Below are 23,908 nucleotides of genomic sequence, written 5' to 3'. Positions count from 1 at the left end.
TGGTTTAATGAACTATCAATCGAAACTTCCAATCAGGTGATACTTGAAAAATTTAATTAAACAAACTCAATTATTTATCGGCTTTATTGTATTAGTAAGCGTGACATGCGTTAGCAATGCACAAAACATCGAACAACCAACGGTTAGTAGTCAAACTATGTTAGAACAAGCGTTGCTTGAACATAAGGGTAAGGTTGTTTATATCGATTTTTGGGCATCATGGTGTGTTCCTTGTCGTAAATCTTTTCCTTGGATGAACGCAATACAAGACAAATATAAGCAACAAGGCTTTACGGTCGTTAGTATCAACCTAGACGCGAATAAAGCATTAGCTGAAAAGTTTCTAATAGAAATGCCTGCGAGTTTTCCTGTTATTTATGACCCAAGGGGGAAAATAGCAAAACATTTTGATATTCAAGGAATGCCAAGCAGTATGCTTATTGGCCGCGATGGAAAAATAAAGTTAAGACACACCGGATTTTTTACTAATAAAATTAAACAATATCAACAAGAAATTGAACAATTCTTAACTGAGAAAGAGGTTAAATAATGATGTCTAAAATAAAAAATATAGTATTAATCGCTTCAATACTGACGGTTACATCAGGCTGTTCTAGCTTAGGTTTGGGTGTTGAACCATGGGAACGAGATTTATTAGCCAAGAAAGAAATGTTATTAAATGCATCGCCTGTTGACTCTGCGCTTGATGATCATATCTATTTCAGTAAAGAGGCATCAAGTGGTGGTAAAGGCTTTGGTGGCGGTGGGTGTGGTTGTAACTAGTTTTAGATAATTATTTTGTCTTACTAGTATACAAAATCGTGAATTTTATGTGAGTTTAATAAAATCAATAGTCTGTAGTTGCATCTGAAGAAAAATTATGAAAAAAATAACCGAAAAATCAAACATTAAAGCTGTGTTAACTATTGCTGCTGCAACGTTACTGGGAACAAATAGTTTAGCCCATGCTGAATCAAATACATTTGAGGCAGAGCCAGACGAATGGAAGTTTGATACTGCCGTTTTATTCTATAGTGAAACCGATAGGGTCAGCGCAGGAGAGGCGATTTTTAATGCACAAAAAACATTTGATACAGAAGAAGTATTAAATCTTAAATTAACGATAGATACCTTAACGGGTGCTTCTGCTAATGGTGCTGTAGCACAACCTACAGTGCAAACATTTACTCGACCGTCAGGTAATGGACAATATCAAATCACGGCAGGAGAAACCCCGCTTGATGATACGTTTAAAGATACGCGTGTTCAATTAAACGCACAATGGACGCAACCTATAGCGCCTGATTATACGGTAAGTGGTGGATTACATCTTTCTAAAGAATATGATTATTTATCATTAGGTATTAACGGTAATATAGCTATCGACTTTGATCGTAAAAATTCAACTTTTTCGGCAGGTTTTAGCTACTTTCAAGATACATTTTCACCAGAAGGCGGGCTTCCTAAAGCTTTTTCTTCTATGCTAGTGGGTGATAGTGATGCGTCTAATTGGGATGATGATTTTCAAACTACTCGCATTGGTAGCGATGATGATAAAACAACGGTCGATATTTTACTTGGATTTACTCAAGTCATTAATCGCAGAATGTTAATGCAATTTAATTATTCTTATTCAACCGTTGATGGCTATTTAACTGACCCTTTTAAAGTGTTGTCTGTTGTCAATAATAATGGCGAAGCTCAAGATTACCTTTACGAATCGCGTCCTGATTCTCGTGTCAAACAAAGTGTGTTTGCTCAATCTTTATATCATTTTGATACAACGGTTTTAGATGTGTCTTACCGATACATGTGGGATGACTGGAAAATAAAATCTCATACTATTGATTCACGTTTTAGGATTCCCTTGGGTGATAGCTTCGGTAAGGAAAGTTATTTACAACCACATTTTAGATTCTATCAACAAAGTGCGGCTGATTTTTACCAACCATTTTTAGTCGACAATGAGGCCATGCCTGCTTTTGCCAGTGCTGATTATCGAATAGGTGAAATGACCGCTTATACCATTGGTTTAAAATATGGCATGTTGGTCAACAATGGGCATGAATTATCTTTTAGAATTGAGTATTATAGTCAAAAACCTACCGATGCAGGGGTTGAAGAGATTGGCGTGTTAAAAAGTGTTGATCTTTACCCTAGTGTGGATGCTGTTATTGCACAGGTAACGTACTCTTTTTAAATAAAGAGTACTAAATCAAGTGTTTTAAATAGAGAATTTTTTGACTAACAACAGAGCCATTAACTTAATAACAAACAAAGACAGCTATAGCGTTCAATTCAATGCTATGGCTAGTCCTTGTGAAGTTATTGTCCAAACAAACGATAAAACATTAGCGCTAAAGCTGGGTAATATAATTACCAAAGAAGTCTGGCGCATCGAAGATAAATTTAGCCGTTATAATCAACATAGTCTTTGTAGTTTAATTAATAATAATGCAGGGCAGGCTGTAGCTATTGATGAAGAAACATTCCAGCTATTAACGTTTGCTGACCATTGTTATCAATTAAGTGAAGGTTTGTTTGATATCAGCTCAGGGGTTTTAAGAAAGGCTTGGTCTTTTCAAGGTAGTAATAACCAACACTCAACCTTTCCTTCATCGGCTAAAGTATCTAAAAGCTTATTACAGGTAGGCTGGTATAAAATACACTTTGATCAGCAAACAATTACGCTTCTTAACGGAATGGAAATTGATTTTGGCGGAATAGGAAAAGAATATGCCGTTGACAGAAGTATTATTTTAGCAAAACAATTAACAGACCAGCCTGTATTAGTTAATTTAGGCGGTGATCTTGCCGTTTCAGGCCCTCGCCACAATAATCAAACATGGCAAGTTGCAATCGAAAATCCCGACGTTGATAGCCAAGTGAATACCGACGTAAATTCTGACTTAAATTCCGATGTAAATCCCGACGTAAATAATAATGCAGACATGATTGTTGCCCTAAAATCTGGTGCACTTGCAACCAGTGGTGATGCCAAACGGTTTTTAATAAAAGATGGTATTCGTTATGGTCATATTTTAAATGCTAAAACAGGTTGGCCAATTGATAAAGCTCCTCGTTCAATTACGGTCGTTGCTCCACAATGTATTCAAGCAGGAATATTAGCAACGTTAGCTTTATTGCAAGGCAGTAATGCTGAGCATTTTTTAACAGAACAAGAAATCAAATTTTGGTCAAGGAGATAATATGCGTATATTATTAGTTGAAGATGATATTCCGCTTGCCACAGCACTTCAAAAGTCGCTACAAACAGAAGGTTTTGTCGTTAATCATGTGAACCAAGGAAAGCTAGCCTTAAATGCCTTAACCACTGCCGATCAAGATATGATGATTTTAGATTTAGGACTGCCTGATATTGATGGTCTTGAAATATTAAAAAATTTACGTGACAAAAAATCAGCATTACCGGTTATTATTTTAACTGCCCGTGACTCTATTGAAAGTAAAGTAAAAGGCTTAGACTATGGCGCTGATGATTATTTATCTAAACCTTTTGAAATCAAGGAATTAATGGCACGTTTGCGGGTAATAGAGCGACGATTAGGCACTGCTAACTCAGCCTTTGTTTGTATAAACAACGTTAAGCTAGACACCCACGCCCATAAAGTATTTGTTTGTGACCAAGTTACAGGTAAAGAGCACGAGATAACATTTTCTAAAAAAGAGTACATGGTACTAAAAGCGCTTATGGAAAATGCGGGAAGAATATTATCTCGAGAAAAGATTGAATCCAAATTATATCATTGGGGAGAAGAAGTACTCAGCAATGCTGTAGAGGTACATATTCATAAGCTAAGAAAATACTTACCAGAGAAATTTATTAAAAATGTTCGTGGTGTTGGTTACATAATAAATACCAAAGGGTAATTATGAGCATTCGTCGTTATTTGGTTTTAACACTTTTCTCAGTCTTAACATTAATAACATTTATCGCTGCTATCCAAGGCTACAAACAGAGCATGTCTCAAGCTGAGCGAGGATTTGATCAACAACTATTAAGTCTCGCCCAAACATTAGCGGTAATTAATAGTGTGTCAGGGGCAACTCTTTCTGATGCTACTATAAACCAAACATTACACGTTGTGCAGCAAAGTGCTTTTGCTTTTCAGGTATGGAAAAACAAGGCATTAATCTTGAAAAGTAATAACGCACCCGATCATCAAATTTCTAATATTCAGTTAGGATCGCAAAAAAACGTTGAGTTTTTTGAGGTTAATTTCTTAGATCAACGATGGCGTGCAGTCTTGTTATCGCAACAAGTTTCTATACATAATGATGAAATGGTTGTTATTGTTGCACAGCCACTTAAAGCACAATTCTCTTTAACCCAAACATTAATTTTAGCCGCAGTAACACCCATGATAGTTGCTATAGCCGTACTGTCAGTATTGATTTTTATTATTATCACTCAGGGGTTAAAGCCATTACATAAGCTAAGTTTTGAACTGAGTAAAAGAAAAAGTAATGATTTTACCGCATTAAATATTCAAGTAGATAATAATGAATTAGCGGATATTGTAGCAACATTAAATGAATTGTTTGCTCGACTTGATGCTGCTTTTCAACGCGAAAGACATTTTGCTTCAGATGCAGCACATGAATTAAAAACTCCGTTAAGTGTTTTGAAAATAGATACTTATAACCTAATTCAAGATTTAGTTGAACGTTCAAGAAACAATGACAATAAAAATTTAACATCTACTGATATTGAAAATTTTAGCTCCATACACGCGTTAAATAATAGTGTGGATAGAATGGGGCATGTTATAGATCAAATATTAAACTTAAATCGAACTAATCCGGCACAAATAAGTAACGTAAGCAGTGCTTTTAATATTAACGTGCTACTTAAACAAGTGATAGCAGAGCTGTATAACGATATTTTAAATAAAGACCAAGTAATCACGTTAGAAAGTGATGATATATTCTTATCTGCTCATGAATTTTCAGTTCATTTACTTGCCACTAACTTAATTTCTAATGCGAATAAATACACGCCGATAGAAGGCGAAATTCTTATTAGCGTAAAGCAAGGTAGAAACGAAACGATAACGGTTTGTGTTGAAGATTCTGGCCAAGGAATCGATGAAACAGAATATCAGCGTGTGTTTGATCGTTTTTATCGCGTTGGCGGAGATCAACATAATTCAGACATTTTTGGTTGTGGTTTGGGTTTAGCAATCGTTAAACATATTGCTGATTTACATGGCGCTAAAATACAGTTATCACGTTCTACATTATTAAACGGGCTCAAAGTTGAAGTAATATTTCCCGCGGCTGTGAACGAAGAAATAGACACTCATGGATAACATTCAATTAATTCGTTATTTACGTATTGTTTGCAGTAGCTTTTTACTGTTCCTTACTTTACACGTACAAGCGCAAAAGACTGAGTATCATATCAGGATAAAAAACCATTTGTTTTATCCAGCAGTTATAATTATTCCGGCGAATAAAAAAATTAAACTGGTTATAGACAATCATGACGAAAATATTGAAGAGTTTGACAGCTTCGATCTTAATCGTGAAAAGGTTATTTTTCCCAATAAACAAGCAAGCATTTTTATTGGACCGCTTCCTGTTGGCGAATATAGCTTTTTTGGTGAGTATCATCCTCACAGTGCCCGAGGAAAGGTCATTGTTGTAGAAAGTAGCCTGCAAGAGCTAGAAAAAGGAAAACAAGATGCTAATTAATACCGTACTTTTGTTTTTAAATAATGCGCTACCTGTGTTCATTATTACCTCATTATTAATAAGGTATTTTGCGATAAATTATCTTGATATCGTCAAAGTTAAGCAGCTTTCGTTCGGCGTTATTGTAACCGTAATAACGTCTTTTATTTTGAGTAGTCATTTAGAAAATTTATCGCTAATACTTGATGGCAAAGGAACTGAATTGTTTTTATCATTCGGTGCTATTATTGTTTATTTATCTACAGTGTGCCTCTTTATTTTAAGTCATAAAAATGACTACACTAGTGTTAAAAAATACTTAGCGATATTGATATTTTTTATTATTAGCGTTTTCAATGGCGCCCATTTTATTATTTATTTAGTGTCTTATTGGACACAAGCACAACAAGACGAAACGGTGCTGATCGGAATAACACTAGGTGGCGGGATTTGCTTAAGCATATCAATATTATTCTATTTCTTATTAAGGTATCTGGACAAAAGAATATATAACCAAAGCTCTTGTTATTTTTTATTGTTTTTTGGATTAGGGCAATTAATGCAGGCAATAATGTTTTTGCAACAAGTTGATATCTTCTCAAGTAGCCAATCTATTTGGGATAGTGGCGAGATCATTGCTGAAGATTCGGGGCTAGGGCAGTTATTAACTGTTTTATTTGGCTATGAAACAACACCATCACTATTACAATTAGTTTCTTATGCTGCGGCTTTAATTCTTCCGGTAATGCTGCTCAAATTACCTTACATTTCATTATCTTTTTATGGTAAAAAATCATGATAAGCATGTCATTAATCAATCGCTATTGGACTCCGATATTCTTGAGTATCTCTTTAGTTATGTCTTCTATCGTTTATGCAGACGGAGTTGTCGTTGATAAAGTTTACCATCCTTATGTGCTACCGAACGAGAGAGAAGTTGAGTGGCGCTTATTCTCACATAGAGAAAGTAATAATAATAAATTGGCTCAGCGCCTAGCTTACGGTCAATCAGTGAATGAAAATCTTATGCTAGAGTTTTACCTTGTTGGCGAGCGAGATAGTAACAACGACTTTGATATAGTGTCTTATGAACTTGAAGCGCGTTGGATGTTAACTGAGCAAGGAGAATATTGGGCTGATTGGGGCTTGTTGTTTGAGATTGAAAAAGAAACGGAGCAAAAAAACTGGGAAGTTACTTCGGGTATCCTAGTTGAAAAAGAGTTTGGTCGCACAAGTCTGACGCTAAATGCTTTTATGATTTACGAGTGGGGAAAAACGCTGAAAAGTGAACTTGAAACTGAGTTTCGCCTTAAGTACCGTTATCGTTATATTGAACAATTCCAACCGGCAATCGAGGTCTATTTAGGCGAAGATTATTTAGGAATTGGCCCTGCTTTTATGGGATTACAACGTTTTAATGCACAAAAGCAGCTAAAATGGGAAGTAGGTTTTATCACAGGAATGGACAGTAGAAGCAAAGGGCATGTGTTACGGGTCGCGGTAGAGTATGAGTTTTAACCGACCTTAACGAAATAGTAGCTAAATACGCTATAAATTGTAATAGATAATTGACTTACTTCTTTATTTGAAGCATCTTTAAGCAAAGTTTTTATTTAAGAATCGAGTAAAATGAAAAAATTAAAGAATGAAGCTGAATTATTAAAAAAAGCACTTGTTATTGGTGAAAAATACGCAGTTAATCGAGGATATAAAAGCTTTGCTGCGACCAATTCATCTAAAGATAAAATAGAAAGTTTATATCGTTTATTAGTAAATGATAACTTAATTCAGCCACTTGCAGTTGACAGTGAAGATCAACCTAACATGAAGCATAAATTAGCATTATGGATTGCCAAGCAATTACCTGAAGGTCATTCTCTGCTAAGCTAATATTATTCTCTTAGTACTAAATTGGCTTGTTACTAATTTGCTTCAAGCAAAGTACAGGTAAATTAAACTTTATGGCGAATTTATCATAATTTGCCATAAGTTAGCCATAATTCCTACCCAGTAAAAACACAATGTCACGTCATCATAAAACTTTATTTTCTGTAGAGTTTTATTATGAAAAAAAGCACGATTATTAACAAGACCATTTCAACGTCATCCCATAACACCTTAATACCTTATACCTTACGTATTTCACTACTTAGTATTGTATTTTCTCCTATCCTGCTTACCATAATGAGCTTTAGTTATTTGCTAGTGCTCACAAAAGTAAGTGCGAATGAATTATCAATGGATAATATTCCCTATCAATCGATTAGCTCAGGTACTTTATATTTTAAAAATAATGAAAAATACGCCTCAGCATTAATTCAAAAAAGTGATTACCAGGTAACTATTAACGGTTTACTGGCAAAGGTAAACTTTACTCAGACCTTTAAAAACTCAAGTAATGATTTTGTTGAAGCTGTTTATGTTTTTCCATTGGTTGATGATGCATCTGTTTCTTCAATGATCATGGAAATAGGTGAAAGACGCATAGTAGGGAAAATTAAAGAAAAAAAACAAGCTCAAAAGCTTTATATAAAAGCGAAAACAGCAGGTAAAAGAGTAGGGTTAGTGTCACAGCAGCGGCCAAACTTATTTACCACAAAAGTGGCCAATATAGCGCCAGGGGAATCGATAAAAATAAATTTACACTATTTTCAATCAATAAAATTAAATAATGAGACCTTTTCATTAAGGATCCCGCTAACCTTAACGCCTCGTTTTATCCCTTCAGCGCACGCAGTTAATCGTAAAACTCTAATACATGCGAGTAATACCAACGATGAATTGAAAGTAATAAACACCACCCGCATTAATTCACATGGCTGGGCAATGAATAACGATAGAGTTGACGATGCCAGTGAAATTACGCCTATCCAAACAAGAGAAGATACGGCTGATAATAATAGCAAAAACCAAACTGTCACTTTATCTGTTGATTTAAATGGCGGTTTACCACTAACGAATGTTACTAGTTTATACCATCAAATATCGAAAACGCCATTAAATGACAAGTTGTTAATATCTCTTGCAGATAAAAACACCAAGCTTGATCAAGACTTTGTTTTAGAATGGCAGCTTGAACAGGATAATGTACCGAAAGCCGCTTTCTTCATACAATCAGAAACAGATGTTAGCAATAATAAATATGAATATGGTTTATTAATGCTAATGCCTCCTAGTAATGACTATGCACAAGCAATTGATAAAGATGTTATTTATATAATAGATACTTCTGGCTCTATGGGCGGCGTGGCAATTAGACAAGCAAAGCAATCTTTGATTACGGCACTGGATTTATTAAACTCAAACGACACCTTTAACATCATTTCTTTTGAAGATAGCACACAGCGTTTATTCAAGGTAAGTAAGCTTGCGAATGTAGATAATATAGCACAAGCTAAATATTGGCTATCACAGCTAGAAGCGGGCGGTGGTACTAATATGTATCCGGCCATTGAACAAGCCTTAACAGCAGAAAATAATGATCATATATATAAACAAGTTGTATTTATTACTGACGGTAGTGTGGGTAATGAAACAGAATTATTTAATTTAATTGAACGTAAGTTAGATAATTCACGTTTACATACTATTGGTATCGGCTCAGCCCCTAATAGTTATTTTATGTCACAAGCGGCGAAAATAGGTCGCGGCACCTATCGTTATATTGGAAGTATCAATGAAGTAAGCCATGAAATGACCGAATTATTTAATCAAATTAGTAAACCGTTGATGCAAAAAGTTGTGTTAAGTTGGCCAATGGCGGATGTAGAAACTTTTCCAAAAAATATTCCTGATTTATATTCAGGACAGCCTTTGATGATCAGTGCACGCTGGTTGAAAAATGAATCTAACGAACAATCAAACAAAGAAGATAGGGTAGGAAATTCAAAAGTAGGGTCAACTATTAACGTATCGGGTCAATTAGCGGCTATGACTTGGCAAGAAAAAGTAAATATCACTAATGTTAAAGATAAGAGTATTAACACGAATTCAGCTGAAAGTTCATTTGATGCTGATAAAGTAAATATTGGTGTTGCACAGTGGTGGGCTAAAGAAAAAATTGACCATTTAATTGACCTACATCGTCGAGGTTCTATCGAGCAAAAAGAAATAGTTAAGTCTGAAATTACCAATTTGGCGTTACAACATCATTTACTTTCACCGTATACGAGCTTTATCGCTATTGAAGAGGAAATTACACGAAAAGAAGGTGCACCATTAAAATCCAAAGCGATAAACAACTTAATGCCAAAAGGCTCAACACAAATAATTCCATTGGCGAATACTAGCTTAGGCATAGCGGGCTATTTATATTTTGCTTTATTCTTTATGACGGTCGCCATATTAATGCAACTGATAAATAAATCGAAGCTTTCACATAAGCGTTATGTTTGTGATTCAAACGAATTGAGTGCTAAGTAAATGATGCCAAATTTTACGCTTAAGAGGGATAAAATTATACCGTCATTAGTCGCACTGTTTTTGATAATAGCGTCAACTAGTTTTGCAATGGCAGGTTACATGGTGATAAAAGCGCATCTTGCACAAGCCTTATTAGCGTCAACTTGGCAAAAGCAGTTGATAAGTGTTGATGATGATCACTCAGAAACTAAATCGAAAAATAAAATGGGTGAGGTAAATAAGCCCTGGCCATGGGCTGATTTTTATCCCGTCGCTAAACTTACTTTTGAGCGTTTTAACTTGTCGCACATTGTGTTAAATAATGATTCAGGACAGGCATTAGCATTTGGTCCGGGCCTTAATCAAAGGGCAGATTCTGGCGTTGAACCAGGCCAATCAAATGTTATGGTGATCTCTGCGCACAATGATACTCACTTTAGTATTTTAGAGGAATTGAGCGTAAACGATAGCGTAACCTTAACGTTAAAAACTGGTAATTCTAGCGTATTTAAGGTGAATAAAATTGCTATTTTAGATCTGGCTACAGAGCAATTGGTGCTGTTGAACAAAAGTAACTATAAAAATGAGAGTAGCAAGGAAGTTGTTGATATAAAAGAACTTATATTGGTTACGTGTTACCCTTTTGGCAGCGTAAATAATGAAACATCATTGAGGTATGTCGTTCATTTAAGCTAGTGGGACATATTCTTTAAAGTGTTCACGGCATACCGCTTGATATCGTTCATTACCACCAACTTCCACTTGTTCGCCTCCTGTAGCAGCTTTGCCATCACTGTTTAATCGAATGACAAAGTTTGCTTTACGGCCACAATGGCAGATAGTTTTTAACTCAACTAACTTGTCTGCCCAAGCCAATAATGCAGCACTACCTGTGAACGTTTGGCCTAAGAAATCTGTACGAATACCATAAGCTAATACCGGAATATTTAAGTTATCAACAATGTCAGTTAATTGCTTAACTTGAGCTTTGGTTAAAAATTGTGCTTCATCAATTAATACGCAGGCGATTTTAGTTTCGTTTTTAATCGCAGTAATTTCTGTTAATAGGTCAGTTTCTTGTGCAAATAAATGAGCATCTGAATTAATACCTAATCGAGAAGTGACTTTTCCTTTTGCATACCTATCATCAATTTGCGCGGTAAAAAGAACGGTTTTTAATCCTCGTTCATTGTAGTTGTATGACGATTGCAATAAGTGTGTTGATTTACCAGCATTCATCGATGAGTAATAAAAGTAGAGTTGTGCCATTATCTAACCCTTATGCTTAGTAACTTGCAGAAGTGCTAGTGTTGCTATTAGCTTCTTGATTGTTTAACTCAAGCGTTGTAAGTAAGTTATTAAGTAAACTACTGGCACCAAATCTAAAATGCTCTGTACTAACCCAATGCTCACCTAAAATGTTGCTTGCTATGTCTAAATATACCTGAGCATCGTTAACGTCTCTAACACCACCAGCCGCTTTAAAACCAGTATCTGTATTAGCATCATTTGTCGCGTTAATAACATTAAGCATTATTTCAGCAGCTTGTGGTGTCGCATTTACGTTAACTTTACCTGTAGAGGTTTTAATAAAGTCAGCACCTGCACGTATTGATATTTCACTTGCTAATTTAATTAGTTCAGGCGTTTTTAATTCACCTGTTTCAATGATCACTTTTAACAATACATCGTTTGGACAGACTTGCTTACATGCTGCCACTAGTTTTAAGCCTATCTCAGTATCACCATTAATTAATGCTTGGTAAGGAAAAACCACATCAACTTCATCAGCGCCATAGGCAACTGCAGCTTTTGTTTCTGCAACAGCAATTGCTACATCATCATTACCGTGAGGAAAGTTTGTCACCGTTGCTATTTTTATATTAGGTGTACCTTGATTAGTTAATAATTTTTTAGCTAAAGGAATAAAGCGTGGAAAAATACAAATAGCAGCTGTATTACCGCCTGCAGATTTAGCCTGCAAGCATAATTTTTCAATATCAGCGGGTGTTTCCTGATCCGTTAAACTGGTTAAATCCATTAAACTAATGGCTTGTTTGGCAATTTCTTTTTGTGTGTCGGTATTTGTTTGAGTAGTCATAGGTAAAATTTGATAATTAAGTTTATATGGATCAATACCTAGCTAACAGTTTATGGTTAGCTAGGTATAGTTTATGTATTAGCAATAATGGCTGTTACCCTTAAAGGGATAAAAATAAGCCCGCAATTGCTGCACTCATTAAATTAGCGAGTGTGGCTGCAAGCATTGCTTTCATGCCTAGTCTTGCAATGTCAGGTCGTCTATTTGGCGCCATAGAGCCAATACCACCGAGTAAGATAGCGATAGAAGATAAGTTAGCGAATCCACATAATGCAAAAGTAATAATAGCTTGAGTTGGTACACTTAACGTGTCTTTTATCTCAATAAAGTTTACATAAGCAAAAAATTCATTAACCACTACTTTTTGCCCAATAAAACTACCTGCTTGTAGCATTTCAGACGTAGGAACACCAATAATGAAAGCGATAGGCGCAAATAAATACCCTAATAACCATTCTATCGTGATGCCTTCAAAACCAAATAAGCTCGCTGTTCCGCCAACAATTGTATTGAGTAAAGCAATAATCGCAATGAAGGCTAGTAGCATTGCACCAACGTTAACGGCCAGTTTCAAACCAGATGCTGCTCCAGATGCTGCTGCATCAATAACATTAACAGGCTTGTCTTCACTATCTTCAATAACAATACTTTCATTGGCTATTTTTGCATGTTCTGTTTCTGGAAGAATAATTTTAGCCATTAATAGGCCGCCAGGTGCCGCCATAAATGAAGCGGCAATCAAGTATTTCAAGTCAACGCCTAAGCCTGCATAACCAGCTAGAACCGAGCCTGCAACCGAAGCTAAACCACCAACCATAATGGCAAACAGCTCAGATTGCGTCATGTTCGCTATATAAGGGCGTATTACTAATGGTGCTTCAGTTTGACCAACAAAAATATTTGCCGTAGCTGACAATGATTCAGGTTTGCTGGTTTTAAGTAGCTTTTGTAATCCACCACCAATAATTCTAACAACCCATTGCATTATGCCAAGGTAATATAAAACAGCGATTAATGAAGAGAAAAAGATAATGACCGGTAGTACACGAATGGCAAAAACAAAACCAACACCATTAGAAAACATAGCATCTGTGCCTAAACCACCGAATAAAAAGGCAATACCTACATTGGCGCTATTGATTACTTGCTGAACACCACCTGAAATTGAAGCTAAAACGTCTTTACCAAAAGGGAGGTACAGTACAAATGCACCTAACCCAACTTGCAGGGCAAAAGCCCAGGCAACTGTACGAATATTTATTGATTTTCTTTGCTTAGAAATAAATACAGCAATGGCGAGCAAAACACCAATACCAATTAAACTACGTAGTACCGTAAGATCCATTGTAACCTCAAATTATTTTTGTTAATTATTATTTTTAAATGCTATGAGTAATTCTATTGAGTACTTTTTAAGGATAACTGTCGAATTTTAGCTTTTAATACTTCTATCGCCATTCTATTTTTACCACCACGGGTAATAACAAGGTCAGCCCAAGCTTTAGATGGTTCAATGAATTGGTAGTACATAGGGCGTACTGTCGTTAAATATTGGTTAGTAATAGACTCTAAACTACGTTCACGTTCTTCGGTATCTCTTTTAATACGGCGAATAAGACAGATATCAAGTGGTGTATCCATGTAAACTTTTATATCAAAACAGTCACGAAGTTGAGGATTAGATAATAGTAATATACCTTCAACTAAAATGATTTTAGTTGGTTGTATCGATAGGGTATTCGTTGTACGCGTATGCGTTTTATAACAATAAACAGGGCAGTCTATTGTTTCTTGCGCTATTAATGACGTTAAATGCTCACTGAGTAACTCATGTTCAAAGGCTCTAGGATGATCGTAGTTAGTTTGCGCTCTTTCATCCATACTTAAATCTGATTGATCCCGATAATAAGCATCTTCTTTTAGAATAGAAATCCCATCAGGACCTAATTCAGGTAGTAGCTCTTGATATATTGTTTTAGCAAAAAGGGACTTTCCTGATGCTGAAGCACCTGCGATGGCGATTACAGTCGTTTTACTTGGTTGTATCATTAATAAGTCCGTAGAAAAGGTCAAGTTATTGCTATTATAAACTTAATTTAGAACAATCTAAGTAAATCACAAGGCAATAAGAAATAAAGGTTAGAAAAAACTTGGCTAATTATAATAAAAGCTTTAAATTAACACAACTTGACTAATTGGTCATGTTTTTTTAACAAAAGGTGTAAATTCAATGGCAAAGGCAATAATTTTAGTGCTTGATAGTTTTGGGGTCGGCTACGCAGATGATGCTGAAAGTTTTGGCGATGTTAGTGCTAATACGTTTATCAACATAGCTAAAGCTTACTTTAAAACAAAAAATAAAGTTATACAATTGCCAAACCTTGGTGAATTAGGCTTACATGAATTAAGTAGGCAAGCCAGCAGCGATAAAATTTGGCAAGAATATAAAGATGATTTAGCAAAATCATCGATAGATTTTAATGAATTTTATATTAAGCCTAGCAAGGGCGCTTTCGGTTATATGGCTGAATTAAGTACGGGTAAGGATACACCGAGCGGTCATTGGGAAATGGCTGGGGTACCAGTACTTTTTGACTGGACTTACTTTTCAGATAAAGATTCGTCTTTTTCGACAGATTTAATTGCTGAAATTAATAATAAAACGGGCTGCAGTGGTGTATTAGGTAATTGTCACGCTTCGGGCACTGATATTATTAATAAACTTGGTGATATGCATATTAAAACTGGTTTACCGATTTGTTATACCTCGGCTGACAGTGTTTTCCAAGTAGCGGCTCATGAAGAACATTTTGGTTTAGATGAACTCTATCAATATTGCGAACAAGTTCGTGAAATATTATCAAACAGTGATTTAAATATTGGCCGCGTGATTGCTAGACCATTCGTTGGCGAAAGTAACAGCTTTGCTCGTACAGGTAATAGACGTGATTATTCAGTCTTGCCGCCATCAACCACTGTATTAGAAAAAATAGCGCAAGCGGGTGGAGAAGTTGTAAGTGTTGGTAAAATTGCTGATATTTTTGCTCATCAAGGCATCACGCAAAAAACGAAAGCGAATGGCATTGATGCCTTAGTAGATGCAACAATAGAGCATATTAAATCTTCAAAAGATAATAGTCTGATCTTTACTAACTTAGTGAATTTCGATCAAGACTTTGGTCATCGTCGTGATCCTGTTGGTTATGCCCAAGCATTAGAAAACTTTGATAAGCGTTTACCTGAAATTTATAAGCATATGGGTAAAGATGATATTTTATTTTTAACTGCCGACCATGGCTGTGATCCAACTTGGCCTGGCAGTGATCACACCCGTGAATTTGTGCCTTTACTTTGCTATCAAAAGTCAATGCCATCTATAGACTTAGGTAAACGCACAAGTTTTGCTGATTTAGGACAAACATTAGCTGAAATTTTTGATGTTGAAGCAATGGATTACGGTACAAGCTTTTTGACTGAGTTACTTCAAAGTCCAAGTCATAAATAATGACCAAGCAATAAACCACATTACAGCACCAATTAAACAATCAATGACACTCTTAACTTTCGGTTTACTTAATTGTACCGAAAGTTTTGAGGCTGTTAATGCTAATGTAGAAAACCAAACGATAGAGCCGATTATAGCGCCAATAAGAAAATAAATTTTCTCTTGCCCGGTATATTGTCCACCCACACTTCCAATTACCATCACAGTATCAATGTAAGCATGTGGATTTAAAAAAGTAACAATTAAGCTTGTTAAAATCACAATTTTTAATGATTTTTTTAATCTGACATTATCATTATTCGACTTTATTCCATCAAATGCTTGTTTAAACGACATCGCCCCATAACCAAGTAAGAATATAATCCCGCCCCAAGTTAGTAGTGTAAATAACAGTGCATTGGTAGATAAAATCAAACTGCCGCCCAAAACACCAACCGTTATCATCAGTGCATCGTAAAGTATAAATAACGCTGCAGTTGTTATATGGTGGTTTTTATTAATGCCTTGAGAAATCAACATTGAATTTTGACTTCCTATCGGAATTATCATGCTTAATGAAAGTGTAAATCCCTTGATTGCTGCCAAGATGAACATATAGGTTCCTTAAGTTGTTTGGTTAATGTGATTAGAAAAAAAGAGTTTGAACTTATTTGTTAAATTAATATAATTAATAAAATTTATTTAACATAAGTAAAACTAATATGGATTATAAGTTGTTGGCAGCACTCGCTGCTATTATAGAAACACAAAGCTTTGACTTAGCCGCAGCACAGCTATTTATTTCTCAATCTGCTATTTCTCAACGTATTAAATTACTTGAAGAAAATATAGGTCAGCCAGTACTTATACGTAGCCAGCCGATAGAATTAACCATGGTAGGTGAACAATTGTTAAGTCACTTTAAAAAAGTGAAACAATTAGAAAATGAACTCTTGCCTGAATTAATGCCAGATAACGCAGTTAAACCAATGAAAATATCACTGGCGGTAAATGCTGACAGTATCGCTACTTGGTTTTTAAAAGCATTAACGCCTGTATTACAAGAAAACTTAATTGAGTTGAATTTGTTGATTGAACCTGAAGATAGAACCTTAGATAAGTTGCGTTCAGGCGAAGCGATAGGTGCGGTAAGTATTATAAAAAAACCATTGAAAGGGTATCGTTCATTTGAACTAGGAACAATGAATTATTGTCTTGTTTCATCTAAAGGATTTAAAGAAAAATACTTTAAACAAGGTGTTACGCAATCTTCATTAAAAATGGCTCCAGCCATTAGCTATGATCACAAAGATGCTATGCATATACGCTATATTTCAGATAATTTTGGTTTAGAAGCCAGTGAGTATTATTGTCATACCGTTCGATCTGCAGAGGCATTTGTAGAATTAGCAAAGCAGGGCGTTGCTTATTGTTTAGTACCGTATTTACAAATTGAAAATGAATTAAAAGCTGGGGAATTAGTTAATTTATGCCCAGATAAAGAACTTATCATGACACTTTATTGGCATAGTTGGGTACTAGTAAAAGGCGTGAATAAGAAAATATCGCAACAAATAATACATACCGCTAAAACGCTTTTAAATTAAAATCGCTTACGAAAGCATGTAACGTAAGCGATTGTACGGTTTTCAATATCACAGAAAATTAACGTTATAGAATACTTTCTAACGTTAATTCCATCATATCTTTAAACGTATTTTCACGTTCATCAGCCGTTGTTTGTTCACCTGTTTTAATATGGTCAGATACTGTGAATACAGCTAATGCTTTTTTACCTAATTCAGCAGCAACACCATATAAGCCAGCAGCTTCCATTTCTACTGCTAACACACCGTGTTTTTCCATCAATGCAAACATTTCAGGTTGAGGAGTATAAAATAAATCGGCAGTGAAAACGTTGCCTACATGTACTTTTTTATCAAGACGAGCAGCAGTATTTACTACTTTGTGTAACAATGAAAAATCAGCAAGTGCAGCAAAGTCACATTGATTAAAGCGTATACGGTTAACATTTGAATCAGTACTTGCACCCATACCAATAATTACGTCACGAATTTTAATATCATCGCGAACTGCGCCACATGAACCAATACGGATAATGTTTTCAACACCAAAGTCTTTATATAGTTCAGTTGCATAGATTGAAATAGAAGGTATGCCCATACCTGAACCCATGACAGAAATACGTTTACCTTTATAGGTACCCGTGTAACCTAACATGTTACGTACGCTTGTTACGCATTTTGCATCGTCTAAAAAGTTTTCAGCGATAAATTTAGCTCTAAGCGGGTCGCCTGGCATTAATACGGTTTCGGCGAAGTCGCCTAGGTTTGCTGCAATATGTGGAGTACTCATGAGAAGTCCCTTGTTAATTCTTTAAGTTAATTACTAAATTCATTCTTTAAACTAGTCCCTAAAATAGGCAGTTAAAGAAGTAAGTTAAATAAACAGTAAGTTTTTAGCCTGAAATTTTTAAACCCTTAACAAGGTTAAATATTTAAAAAACAGCTATCAAGGGTGTTTTACTGATCTTGTCGTTTACAGATATAATTTTATCAATTTGAAAATAAAAATCAAACCTCTTTCTACATTCCTTTTACTAATTGTTTTTTATCACTGTCAGATAAAAAGCAAACATCAATCGCATTTTTTTGTAATTGAGTAACATCTTCATCACTTAGCTTTAATACTTCTTGAGCCACGGTATATTCATGCTTTATTTCTATACCTTGAACAGCTGGATCATCAGTATTCAAACAAGCTTTTATGCCATGTTTAAGAAATGCTTTTAATGGATGAGTAGATAAATCCTTAACCGTTCCTGTTTGATAATTTGACGTTAAACAAGATTCTATTGCGATATTATTATTGACCATATAAGACATTAATTTTTCATCTTCTATGGTAGCAACGCCATGACCAATTCGAGTAGCACCTAACTCATTAATTGCCTGCCATACGCTTTTAGCACCACCGGCTTCCCCCGCATGAACACTAACATTTAGGCCCGCATCACGGACTTGCTTAAAATGCTCAACAAATAAATCGCCAGGAAAGTTATACTCATCTCCCGCTAAATCAATGGCAACAAGATCATGTTTATGTGTCAGCAAAGCATCTAATTCAAGTTGGCATTGTTTAACACCAAATGTACGGCTTAAAATACCAATTAAGTTAATATTAATATTAAAAGTTTTCATACCGGTATTAACGCCATCAACCACTGCAGCAACCACGTCGGCAATGGGTAAATTATGATTCATCGACATATAGTAAGGTGAAAAACGTAATTCAGCGTAATGTAACCCGGCATTAAAAGCATCTTCTACATTTTCAAAGGCAATACGTTTCACATCATCAAGATCTTTTAGTACTGCGACTCCCCAGTCTAATTTTTTTAAAAAAGCCAACAGATCAGATTCGCTACCTTGTATTTGCACATGAGGAATAAAATCACTCAGTTGCGTTGCAGGTAAAACAATGTTGTTTTTGGTTGCTAATTGCCAAATGGTAGCAGGGCGAATGTTACCGTCTAAATGCCTGTGAAGGTCAAGTAACGGTAAAGTCTTATTTATCATTATATATCTACCTCTAAATTAGAATTTCAAACTAAGATTATAGCGAATTTTATCGCTTTCTTCATGGGAATATACTGGTATTACGCTCATAACACTGTTAAATTATATTTTAGTTTATTCATTTGGATGTCTAGACGTAAATAAAAACGAATTAAGTTGCTAATTAAATTAGCAGAGAGCCAAGAGAAAATATTATGTATCAAACTGACGATGTGCGCATCAATAAAATCAAAGACTTATTACCTCCTATCGCATTACTAGAACGATTTCCAGCGTCAGATAAAGCAATTAAGTCGGTTGTTTCTGGCCGTGCTGCAATTCACAACATTTTTAATGACAAAGACGATCGCTTACTTGTTGTTATTGGACCTTGCTCTATTCATGACCCTAAAGCGGCATTAGAGTATGCTCAACGATTAGTGAAACTACGTGAAAAGTATCAAGATAGTCTAGAAATTGTAATGAGAGTTTATTTTGAAAAGCCAAGAACAACCGTTGGTTGGAAAGGTTTAATCAATGACCCATACATGGATAACAGTTTCAAATTAAATGACGGCCTTCGTTTAGGCAGAAAATTACTACTGGATATCAATGAACTAGGCTTACCAACAGCAGGTGAGTTTTTAGATATGATTACGCCACAATATATGGCTGATTTAATGTGTTGGGGCGCTATTGGTGCTCGTACTACTGAATCACAAGTGCATCGCGAACTCGCTTCTGGCCTTTCATGTCCCGTAGGTTTTAAAAATGGTACTGACGGTACAATCCGAATTGCTATTGATGCAATTGGCTCAGCGGCAGCTTCACATCACTTTTTATCTGTTACTAAGTTTGGCAATGCGGCAATTGTTGAAACAACAGGTAATAGTGATTGTCATATTATTTTACGTGGTGGCAAAAGTACCAACTACGATGCGCAAAGTGTGAAAGAAGTCACTGAAGAGTTAGATAGTTCTGGTTTGAACACTAAAATAATGATTGATTTTAGCCATGCGAATTCAAATAAGAAATTTGAAAATCAAATGTTAGTTTCAACCGATGTAAGTGAGCAAATTAGCCAAGGTAATCAAAATGTTTTTGGTGTTATGGTTGAAAGTCACTTAGTTGAAGGTAACCAAAAGCTTGTAAATGGTAAAGCTGAGGTTTACGGACAAAGTATTACTGACGCATGTATTGGCTGGGATGATACTGAAACGTTATTAGCGCAGTTAAGTGACGCAGTTATTACCAGAAGATCTGTGTAGTTAATGTCAATTTAACTTTTGATCGAACCCGCTATTATAAAAAGCTAAGCTATTAAAAAAGTATTTTAATATGCTACAAAGTCTACTTAAATTAATTATTTAAGTAGACTTTTTTTATGCCTTAAACAGCATAGTAATTTATTGAATTTACTATGCTTTTATAAATTTATGCATTAAAAATATAAGGCTGTAGATAATAGCGGCGTAGCATAAATGATGAAAAATCAATGTGATAATCTTGTTTTTAAACAACGATAATAAAGATGAAAAATAATTTCGTTTGATTTTTAATCGATTAGAGTCAATATGCAATATTGTTCTAATTAAATGATTGTTAAGTAGGGGAGAGATCTCTATATTGAGTAAGAGAGTATGTAATAAGTTAATAGATAGTGATTACGATAATAAAGACGGAGTGTCAATTTATGCAGTATCAATCAATGGAAAAATCTAAGCAACAGGTTACCTCTAATACCAATAATTATTATGCATCTTCCAATGACGATGTTCCTACAATGGCAAAGGCTTTTGCAATATTGAGTTATATCACCTTATTAGGTTGGTTAGCCGCTATTGTTTTACATGGCAGCCACAAGTCAAACTTCATTAGTTTTCATTTACGCCAGTCCTTAGGGCTTATCATTACAGGGGCATTACTCGCGTTAATCCCACTTATTGGTTGGTTGCTAAATGTAGTTGTTTTACTTGTTTGGATATATGCTGTTTATCATGTTGTGCAAGGCCATACGATAAGAGTTCCAATCTTAGGAGACTTCTATCAAGAGCATTTAGATTTTATAAAGTAATTTATTTTTAATAAAATGCTAATTAATCCTTTACAATGATATGGATAGCGCTTAGAATACGTCTCGACTTTTTAGCAATATTGATTGTTAAAACTATTGGTGAGATGGCTGAGTGGTCGAAAGCACCGGTCTTGAAAACCGGCAAGGGTTTGTAGCCCTTCTAGAGTTCAAATCTCTATCTCACCGCCACATTTAGAAAAACCCGTTAATCGAAAGATTAACGGGTTTTTTGCTTTCTAGGTCTTGTTAAATCGGTATTGGGGTTTGTAGCGTTAGACCTTCGAGTAGAGTTCAAATCTCTATTTCACCGCCACATTCTAAGAAACCGCAACTTTAACTAGTCGCGGTTTTTTTTCATCTAAAGTTTGTTAAATACAACCCCGTGGTTTGTAGCGCTGCACCTTCGAGTAGAGTTCAAATTTCTATCTCACCGCCACATTTAGAGAAGGCGCTAATCGAAAGGTTAGCGGGTTTTTGCTTTGTAATACTCATTAAAGTGGTATTAGGGTTTATAACGTTTTTTTCGTTTTTCGGGTTGTTAGCTACAATGCATGCCAATCACTCAAGTTGTTTTTCTTTGCACTACGTTTGTAATATAGCGACATGAATAACCCAAAGACTACACCTGCAAGTAAACTTGTAAATATAGCAATTTGAATAGGCATGTGGTCATTTTTCCAAGAGGTAAACCACATAATAATCCCCCAAATAATACCAAACCATAACGAGGCTGTAATAAAATTACTTTTGAATGAACAATAATGGAAGGGACGAATATTAAAGCCAAGTTTCCTTAACAATACAACAATCGGAGGGGTATGATTAGATTTCCATATATTGGCTTCATTAAGCTCTTTTTGTGCAGCTTCTAATTTATTTTGAAATGACATTTTACACTCACTGTAACTAACTACAGATTAAAGGACGAAAGATAGTTTGCTGAAATAAACAACACCGGATCAAAATCCAGCAGTTGTTAGTCTTGTTTTAACTATTTTTATTTTTAATAGGTAATGACTAAACTTGATTTGCTTTAAAGTAATTTAATACATCTGTTTTTCCTGTTAGTGCATAAAATATAAAATATGCACCAACTAAAGAAGATCCCGTTATTCCAATATTACTTGTATCCGAAAAAGGGGAGAAGCCCAAAAACACCATGATACTTGCTAGTAACATTGCTAACCCGATAACAAAACTTAAAGTTTTGAAAACTTTAGTTCGACTCATCATCTATCCTTATTTGTGATTTCTATATAACGCATACCTAACAAACAATATATTACTGGTTATATACACGAGCTGCTAATTAGTGCATTTTGTTTTTCAATGTCGCTGGTATTTTTATCTGATTTTGCAATTGCTAAGTCAATTTTAGCTGTAGTACATTTATCAGATAACTCTTTTTTAACTAGGTAGCTTTGATCTTTTTGATATTGTGACATACCTTGCGCACCACTATATTGATCTCTATCTTCAGGCGCTCTATCTTTTTGATAAGGTGGTGGTTGAGTTGCACCACAAGCTGATAATAAAACGATCAGCGAAATAGGAATTAATTTATTAAACAATGCTTGATACTCCTTGTATATATAACGCTTATATAAGCGAACATTACTGTTAACTATAATGTTTGAAAAATCAAATAAAAGCCAACTATAATTTTTTACGGTTAATTTTCTATTCGAGGTGTTTACTAATAAACTTTGTTACAAGGCTAAAAGTAATAATACCTAGAATACCAGCCAGTAAATCCGTAATGTCTAGTGTCCTGCTAGGTATAAAGTACTGACTTAATTCTTCAAGTAACACGAAGAAGAAAACCACGGTTGAACCAACATAAATGTTCAATGAAATTAATGTATATGACTTAAGTTTAAAAACAAAGTTAACCCCTAATGTTAGTAAGCCAAATAAGCAGAAATGTCCTAATTTGTCGCCATAAGGAATACGAGCAACCAGCTAAAAAAAAATGCTGTTTTGTGCGGTATTAGCTAAATATATTATCCACGTGATAAACATTAAAAAAACGACTGATATAATAGAGATTAACTTATGCATAAATTTTTCTTAATTGTAAAATTATTGTTATGTTGCTGATTTACCAAGCCTATATTGTTCTATACTACCGGCGATAAAACAAATACCAACATAAAACCAAACTGTACTAGCAATAACTTGCCAAAGATCTAAGCCTGTAGGATTAGTAAATGTAGGTATAGCGATTAAACCACGTAATGTGCAAAGAAAAGCAATAGTCATTAACGCTGGTGTAACTAAAGGTATTTTGCGAATTAAGCCAACTGCGGAAAAAGCAAAAACAGTGCATGAAAGCATTAATCCAGCGACTACGACTGTACCAATTGGGGCAAGTAAAGTTCCTTGCTGTGAGGAATCAATAATTTGTTGAGGTGCTCGCGCGAAAGTAAACCAACTAGGACCACCCCAGATACAGAGTAGGTGCCATATCGCAGAAGTAGCGGCAATAAAACCGGCACTAATTAATAACTTTGATTTAAAACTAAACTTCAATGGGAGCTCCATTTTTGTCCTTGTTTAATTTCGTACTAAAC

General features: G+C 35.1%; 28 protein-coding genes and 1 tRNA gene. 17 read left to right on the top strand and 12 right to left on the bottom strand.

Annotated elements, in window-relative coordinates:
• Positions 1-43: 43 nt before the first annotated feature.
• The 12 genes from GQS55_RS10695 (at position 44) to GQS55_RS10640 (ending at position 10,794) form a co-directional block, all read left to right on the top strand.
• Positions 44-550, top strand: coding sequence for a TlpA family protein disulfide reductase (locus GQS55_RS10695; protein WP_236559614.1), 507 nt, complete (start codon positions 44-46; stop codon positions 548-550).
• 2 nt (positions 551-552) lie between these two features.
• Entirely contained in the window at positions 553-783 is a 231-nt protein-coding gene (locus tag GQS55_RS10690; protein WP_159822769.1) for a DUF4266 domain-containing protein, read from the top strand.
• A 97-nt stretch (positions 784-880) separates the two neighbouring features.
• The gene (locus tag GQS55_RS10685) at positions 881-2,200 is read left to right on the top strand and encodes a DUF3570 domain-containing protein (RefSeq protein ID WP_159820463.1); all 1,320 of its coding nucleotides are present in this window, start codon (positions 881-883) and stop codon (positions 2,198-2,200) included.
• A gap of 40 nt (positions 2,201-2,240) precedes the next feature.
• The gene (locus tag GQS55_RS10680; protein WP_328698810.1) at positions 2,241-3,209 is read left to right on the top strand and encodes an FAD:protein FMN transferase; all 969 of its coding nucleotides are present in this window, start codon (positions 2,241-2,243) and stop codon (positions 3,207-3,209) included.
• A gap of 1 nt (position 3,210) precedes the next feature.
• Entirely contained in the window at positions 3,211-3,891 is a 681-nt protein-coding gene (locus GQS55_RS10675; RefSeq protein WP_159820461.1) for a response regulator, read from the top strand.
• A 2-nt stretch (positions 3,892-3,893) separates the two neighbouring features.
• Positions 3,894-5,333 (top strand): ATP-binding protein, encoded by a 1,440-nt coding sequence (locus GQS55_RS10670; protein WP_159820459.1) that lies wholly within the window; start codon positions 3,894-3,896, stop codon positions 5,331-5,333.
• Positions 5,326-5,718 carry a cupredoxin domain-containing protein gene (locus GQS55_RS10665; protein ID WP_159820457.1) on the top strand — a complete coding sequence of 131 codons (393 nt, stop codon included), beginning with the start codon at positions 5,326-5,328 and terminating at the stop codon, positions 5,716-5,718. Before GQS55_RS10670 ends, GQS55_RS10665 begins: the two co-directional genes overlap by 8 nt.
• Complete coding sequence (locus tag GQS55_RS10660) at positions 5,708-6,496, top strand: hypothetical protein (RefSeq protein WP_159820455.1); 789 nt, start codon at positions 5,708-5,710, stop codon at positions 6,494-6,496. The genes GQS55_RS10665 and GQS55_RS10660 overlap by 11 nt, the downstream gene beginning before the upstream one ends.
• Before the next feature lie 5 nt (positions 6,497-6,501).
• Positions 6,502-7,215, top strand: coding sequence for a hypothetical protein (locus GQS55_RS10655; RefSeq protein ID WP_159822763.1), 714 nt, complete (start codon positions 6,502-6,504; stop codon positions 7,213-7,215).
• A 111-nt stretch (positions 7,216-7,326) separates the two neighbouring features.
• A complete protein-coding gene (locus GQS55_RS10650; RefSeq protein WP_159820453.1) occupies positions 7,327-7,587 on the top strand; it encodes a DUF5062 family protein in 261 nt (86 codons plus the stop codon).
• Positions 7,588-7,761: 174 nt separating this feature from the next.
• Entirely contained in the window at positions 7,762-10,119 is a 2,358-nt protein-coding gene (locus tag GQS55_RS10645; protein WP_159820451.1) for a marine proteobacterial sortase target protein, read from the top strand.
• A complete protein-coding gene (locus tag GQS55_RS10640; protein ID WP_159820449.1) occupies positions 10,120-10,794 on the top strand; it encodes a class GN sortase in 675 nt (224 codons plus the stop codon).
• Here the strand turns inward: GQS55_RS10640 and GQS55_RS10635 are convergent.
• The 4 genes from GQS55_RS10635 to udk all read right to left on the bottom strand — a co-directional run bounded on the left by GQS55_RS10635 (position 10,786) and on the right by udk (position 14,248).
• A complete protein-coding gene (locus tag GQS55_RS10635) occupies positions 10,786-11,367 on the bottom strand; it encodes a thymidine kinase (protein ID WP_159820447.1) in 582 nt (193 codons plus the stop codon). The genes GQS55_RS10640 and GQS55_RS10635 overlap by 9 nt on opposite strands.
• A gap of 16 nt (positions 11,368-11,383) precedes the next feature.
• Positions 11,384-12,199: a deoxyribose-phosphate aldolase gene (deoC, locus tag GQS55_RS10630; protein ID WP_159820445.1), complete on the bottom strand. Its 816-nt coding sequence runs from the start codon at positions 12,197-12,199 to the stop codon at positions 11,384-11,386.
• Between the two features lie 100 nt (positions 12,200-12,299).
• A complete protein-coding gene (locus GQS55_RS10625) occupies positions 12,300-13,544 on the bottom strand; it encodes a NupC/NupG family nucleoside CNT transporter (RefSeq protein ID WP_159820443.1) in 1,245 nt (414 codons plus the stop codon).
• A 53-nt stretch (positions 13,545-13,597) separates the two neighbouring features.
• A complete protein-coding gene (gene udk, locus GQS55_RS10620; RefSeq protein WP_159820441.1) occupies positions 13,598-14,248 on the bottom strand; it encodes a uridine kinase in 651 nt (216 codons plus the stop codon).
• Between the two features lie 181 nt (positions 14,249-14,429).
• Here udk and GQS55_RS10615 point away from each other — a divergent pair, with 181 nt between their 5' ends.
• Positions 14,430-15,704 carry a phosphopentomutase gene (locus tag GQS55_RS10615; RefSeq protein WP_159820439.1) on the top strand — a complete coding sequence of 425 codons (1,275 nt, stop codon included), beginning with the start codon at positions 14,430-14,432 and terminating at the stop codon, positions 15,702-15,704.
• On the opposite strand, the gene GQS55_RS10610 is transcribed toward GQS55_RS10615, so the two are convergent.
• Positions 15,678-16,223 (bottom strand): LysE/ArgO family amino acid transporter, encoded by a 546-nt coding sequence (locus tag GQS55_RS10610; RefSeq protein WP_236559613.1) that lies wholly within the window; start codon positions 16,221-16,223, stop codon positions 15,678-15,680. The genes GQS55_RS10615 and GQS55_RS10610 overlap by 27 nt on opposite strands.
• 182 nt (positions 16,224-16,405) lie before the next feature.
• On the opposite strand from GQS55_RS10610, the gene GQS55_RS10605 reads away from it, so the two are divergent.
• Positions 16,406-17,290, top strand: a complete 885-nt coding sequence (locus tag GQS55_RS10605; protein ID WP_159820435.1) for a LysR family transcriptional regulator ArgP — start codon at positions 16,406-16,408, stop codon at positions 17,288-17,290.
• A 64-nt stretch (positions 17,291-17,354) separates the two neighbouring features.
• On the opposite strand, the gene deoD is transcribed toward GQS55_RS10605, so the two are convergent.
• Together deoD and add are read right to left on the bottom strand one after the other, a co-directional pair.
• Complete coding sequence (gene deoD / locus GQS55_RS10600; RefSeq protein ID WP_159820433.1) at positions 17,355-18,059, bottom strand: purine-nucleoside phosphorylase; 705 nt, start codon at positions 18,057-18,059, stop codon at positions 17,355-17,357.
• Between the two features lie 230 nt (positions 18,060-18,289).
• Entirely contained in the window at positions 18,290-19,282 is a 993-nt protein-coding gene (add, locus tag GQS55_RS10595) for an adenosine deaminase (RefSeq protein ID WP_159820430.1), read from the bottom strand.
• A 191-nt stretch (positions 19,283-19,473) separates the two neighbouring features.
• Here add and aroG point away from each other — a divergent pair, with 191 nt between their 5' ends.
• The 3 genes from aroG to GQS55_RS10580 all read left to right on the top strand — a co-directional run bounded on the left by aroG (position 19,474) and on the right by GQS55_RS10580 (position 21,524).
• The gene (aroG, locus tag GQS55_RS10590; RefSeq protein ID WP_201294667.1) at positions 19,474-20,529 is read left to right on the top strand and encodes a 3-deoxy-7-phosphoheptulonate synthase AroG; all 1,056 of its coding nucleotides are present in this window, start codon (positions 19,474-19,476) and stop codon (positions 20,527-20,529) included.
• 425 nt (positions 20,530-20,954) lie between these two features.
• Positions 20,955-21,335, top strand: coding sequence for a hypothetical protein (locus GQS55_RS10585; RefSeq protein WP_201294504.1), 381 nt, complete (start codon positions 20,955-20,957; stop codon positions 21,333-21,335).
• Between the two features lie 98 nt (positions 21,336-21,433).
• Positions 21,434-21,524 (top strand) — tRNA-Ser (locus GQS55_RS10580).
• A 353-nt stretch (positions 21,525-21,877) separates the two neighbouring features.
• Here the strand turns inward: GQS55_RS10580 and GQS55_RS10575 are convergent.
• The 5 genes from GQS55_RS10575 to GQS55_RS10555 form a co-directional block, all read right to left on the bottom strand.
• Positions 21,878-22,225: a DUF6404 family protein gene (locus GQS55_RS10575; RefSeq protein ID WP_159820426.1), complete on the bottom strand. Its 348-nt coding sequence runs from the start codon at positions 22,223-22,225 to the stop codon at positions 21,878-21,880.
• 127 nt (positions 22,226-22,352) lie between these two features.
• A complete protein-coding gene (locus GQS55_RS10570) occupies positions 22,353-22,565 on the bottom strand; it encodes a hypothetical protein (RefSeq protein WP_159820424.1) in 213 nt (70 codons plus the stop codon).
• 59 nt (positions 22,566-22,624) lie between these two features.
• On the bottom strand, positions 22,625-22,906 hold the full coding sequence (locus tag GQS55_RS10565) for a hypothetical protein (RefSeq protein WP_159820422.1): 282 nt from the start codon (positions 22,904-22,906) through the stop codon (positions 22,625-22,627).
• 109 nt (positions 22,907-23,015) lie between these two features.
• Positions 23,016-23,285 (bottom strand): VanZ family protein, encoded by a 270-nt coding sequence (locus GQS55_RS10560; protein WP_236559849.1) that lies wholly within the window; start codon positions 23,283-23,285, stop codon positions 23,016-23,018.
• A 138-nt stretch (positions 23,286-23,423) separates the two neighbouring features.
• Positions 23,424-23,867 carry a hypothetical protein gene (locus GQS55_RS10555; protein ID WP_201294503.1) on the bottom strand — a complete coding sequence of 148 codons (444 nt, stop codon included), beginning with the start codon at positions 23,865-23,867 and terminating at the stop codon, positions 23,424-23,426.
• Positions 23,868-23,908 lie beyond the last annotated feature (41 nt).

It is taken from the genome of Colwellia sp. 20A7 (assembly GCF_009832865.1).
In the GTDB taxonomy this organism is placed as follows: domain Bacteria; phylum Pseudomonadota; class Gammaproteobacteria; order Enterobacterales; family Alteromonadaceae; genus Colwellia.
Note: the sequence above shows the minus strand (reverse complement) of the source record. Positions and strands in the feature narration are given on the sequence as shown.

Excerpts from the sequence above, each read along its gene's own strand:
- GQS55_RS10690 (WP_159822769.1), top strand. The coding sequence starts at position 553 with ATGTCTAAAATAAAAAATATAGTATTAATCGCTTCAATACTGACGGTT.
- GQS55_RS10685 (WP_159820463.1), top strand. The coding sequence starts at position 881 with ATGAAAAAAATAACCGAAAAATCAAACATTAAAGCTGTGTTAACTATT.
- GQS55_RS10675 (WP_159820461.1), top strand. The coding sequence starts at position 3,211 with ATGCGTATATTATTAGTTGAAGATGATATTCCGCTTGCCACAGCACTT.
- GQS55_RS10670 (WP_159820459.1), top strand. The coding sequence starts at position 3,894 with ATGAGCATTCGTCGTTATTTGGTTTTAACACTTTTCTCAGTCTTAACA.
- GQS55_RS10665 (WP_159820457.1), top strand. The coding sequence starts at position 5,326 with ATGGATAACATTCAATTAATTCGTTATTTACGTATTGTTTGCAGTAGC.
- GQS55_RS10660 (WP_159820455.1), top strand. The coding sequence starts at position 5,708 with ATGCTAATTAATACCGTACTTTTGTTTTTAAATAATGCGCTACCTGTG.
- GQS55_RS10655 (WP_159822763.1), top strand. The coding sequence starts at position 6,502 with ATGTCATTAATCAATCGCTATTGGACTCCGATATTCTTGAGTATCTCT.
- GQS55_RS10650 (WP_159820453.1), top strand. The coding sequence starts at position 7,327 with ATGAAAAAATTAAAGAATGAAGCTGAATTATTAAAAAAAGCACTTGTT.
- GQS55_RS10645 (WP_159820451.1), top strand. The coding sequence starts at position 7,762 with ATGAAAAAAAGCACGATTATTAACAAGACCATTTCAACGTCATCCCAT.
- GQS55_RS10640 (WP_159820449.1), top strand. The coding sequence starts at position 10,120 with ATGATGCCAAATTTTACGCTTAAGAGGGATAAAATTATACCGTCATTA.
- GQS55_RS10635 (WP_159820447.1), bottom strand. The coding sequence starts at position 11,367 with ATGGCACAACTCTACTTTTATTACTCATCGATGAATGCTGGTAAATCA.
- deoC (WP_159820445.1), bottom strand. The coding sequence starts at position 12,199 with ATGACTACTCAAACAAATACCGACACACAAAAAGAAATTGCCAAACAA.
- GQS55_RS10625 (WP_159820443.1), bottom strand. The coding sequence starts at position 13,544 with ATGGATCTTACGGTACTACGTAGTTTAATTGGTATTGGTGTTTTGCTC.
- udk (WP_159820441.1), bottom strand. The coding sequence starts at position 14,248 with ATGATACAACCAAGTAAAACGACTGTAATCGCCATCGCAGGTGCTTCA.
- GQS55_RS10615 (WP_159820439.1), top strand. The coding sequence starts at position 14,430 with ATGGCAAAGGCAATAATTTTAGTGCTTGATAGTTTTGGGGTCGGCTAC.
- GQS55_RS10610 (WP_236559613.1), bottom strand. The coding sequence starts at position 16,223 with ATGTTGATTTCTCAAGGCATTAATAAAAACCACCATATAACAACTGCA.
- GQS55_RS10605 (WP_159820435.1), top strand. The coding sequence starts at position 16,406 with ATGGATTATAAGTTGTTGGCAGCACTCGCTGCTATTATAGAAACACAA.
- deoD (WP_159820433.1), bottom strand. The coding sequence starts at position 18,059 with ATGAGTACTCCACATATTGCAGCAAACCTAGGCGACTTCGCCGAAACC.
- add (WP_159820430.1), bottom strand. The coding sequence starts at position 19,282 with ATGATAAATAAGACTTTACCGTTACTTGACCTTCACAGGCATTTAGAC.
- GQS55_RS10585 (WP_201294504.1), top strand. The coding sequence starts at position 20,955 with ATGCAGTATCAATCAATGGAAAAATCTAAGCAACAGGTTACCTCTAAT.
- GQS55_RS10575 (WP_159820426.1), bottom strand. The coding sequence starts at position 22,225 with ATGTCATTTCAAAATAAATTAGAAGCTGCACAAAAAGAGCTTAATGAA.
- GQS55_RS10570 (WP_159820424.1), bottom strand. The coding sequence starts at position 22,565 with ATGAGTCGAACTAAAGTTTTCAAAACTTTAAGTTTTGTTATCGGGTTA.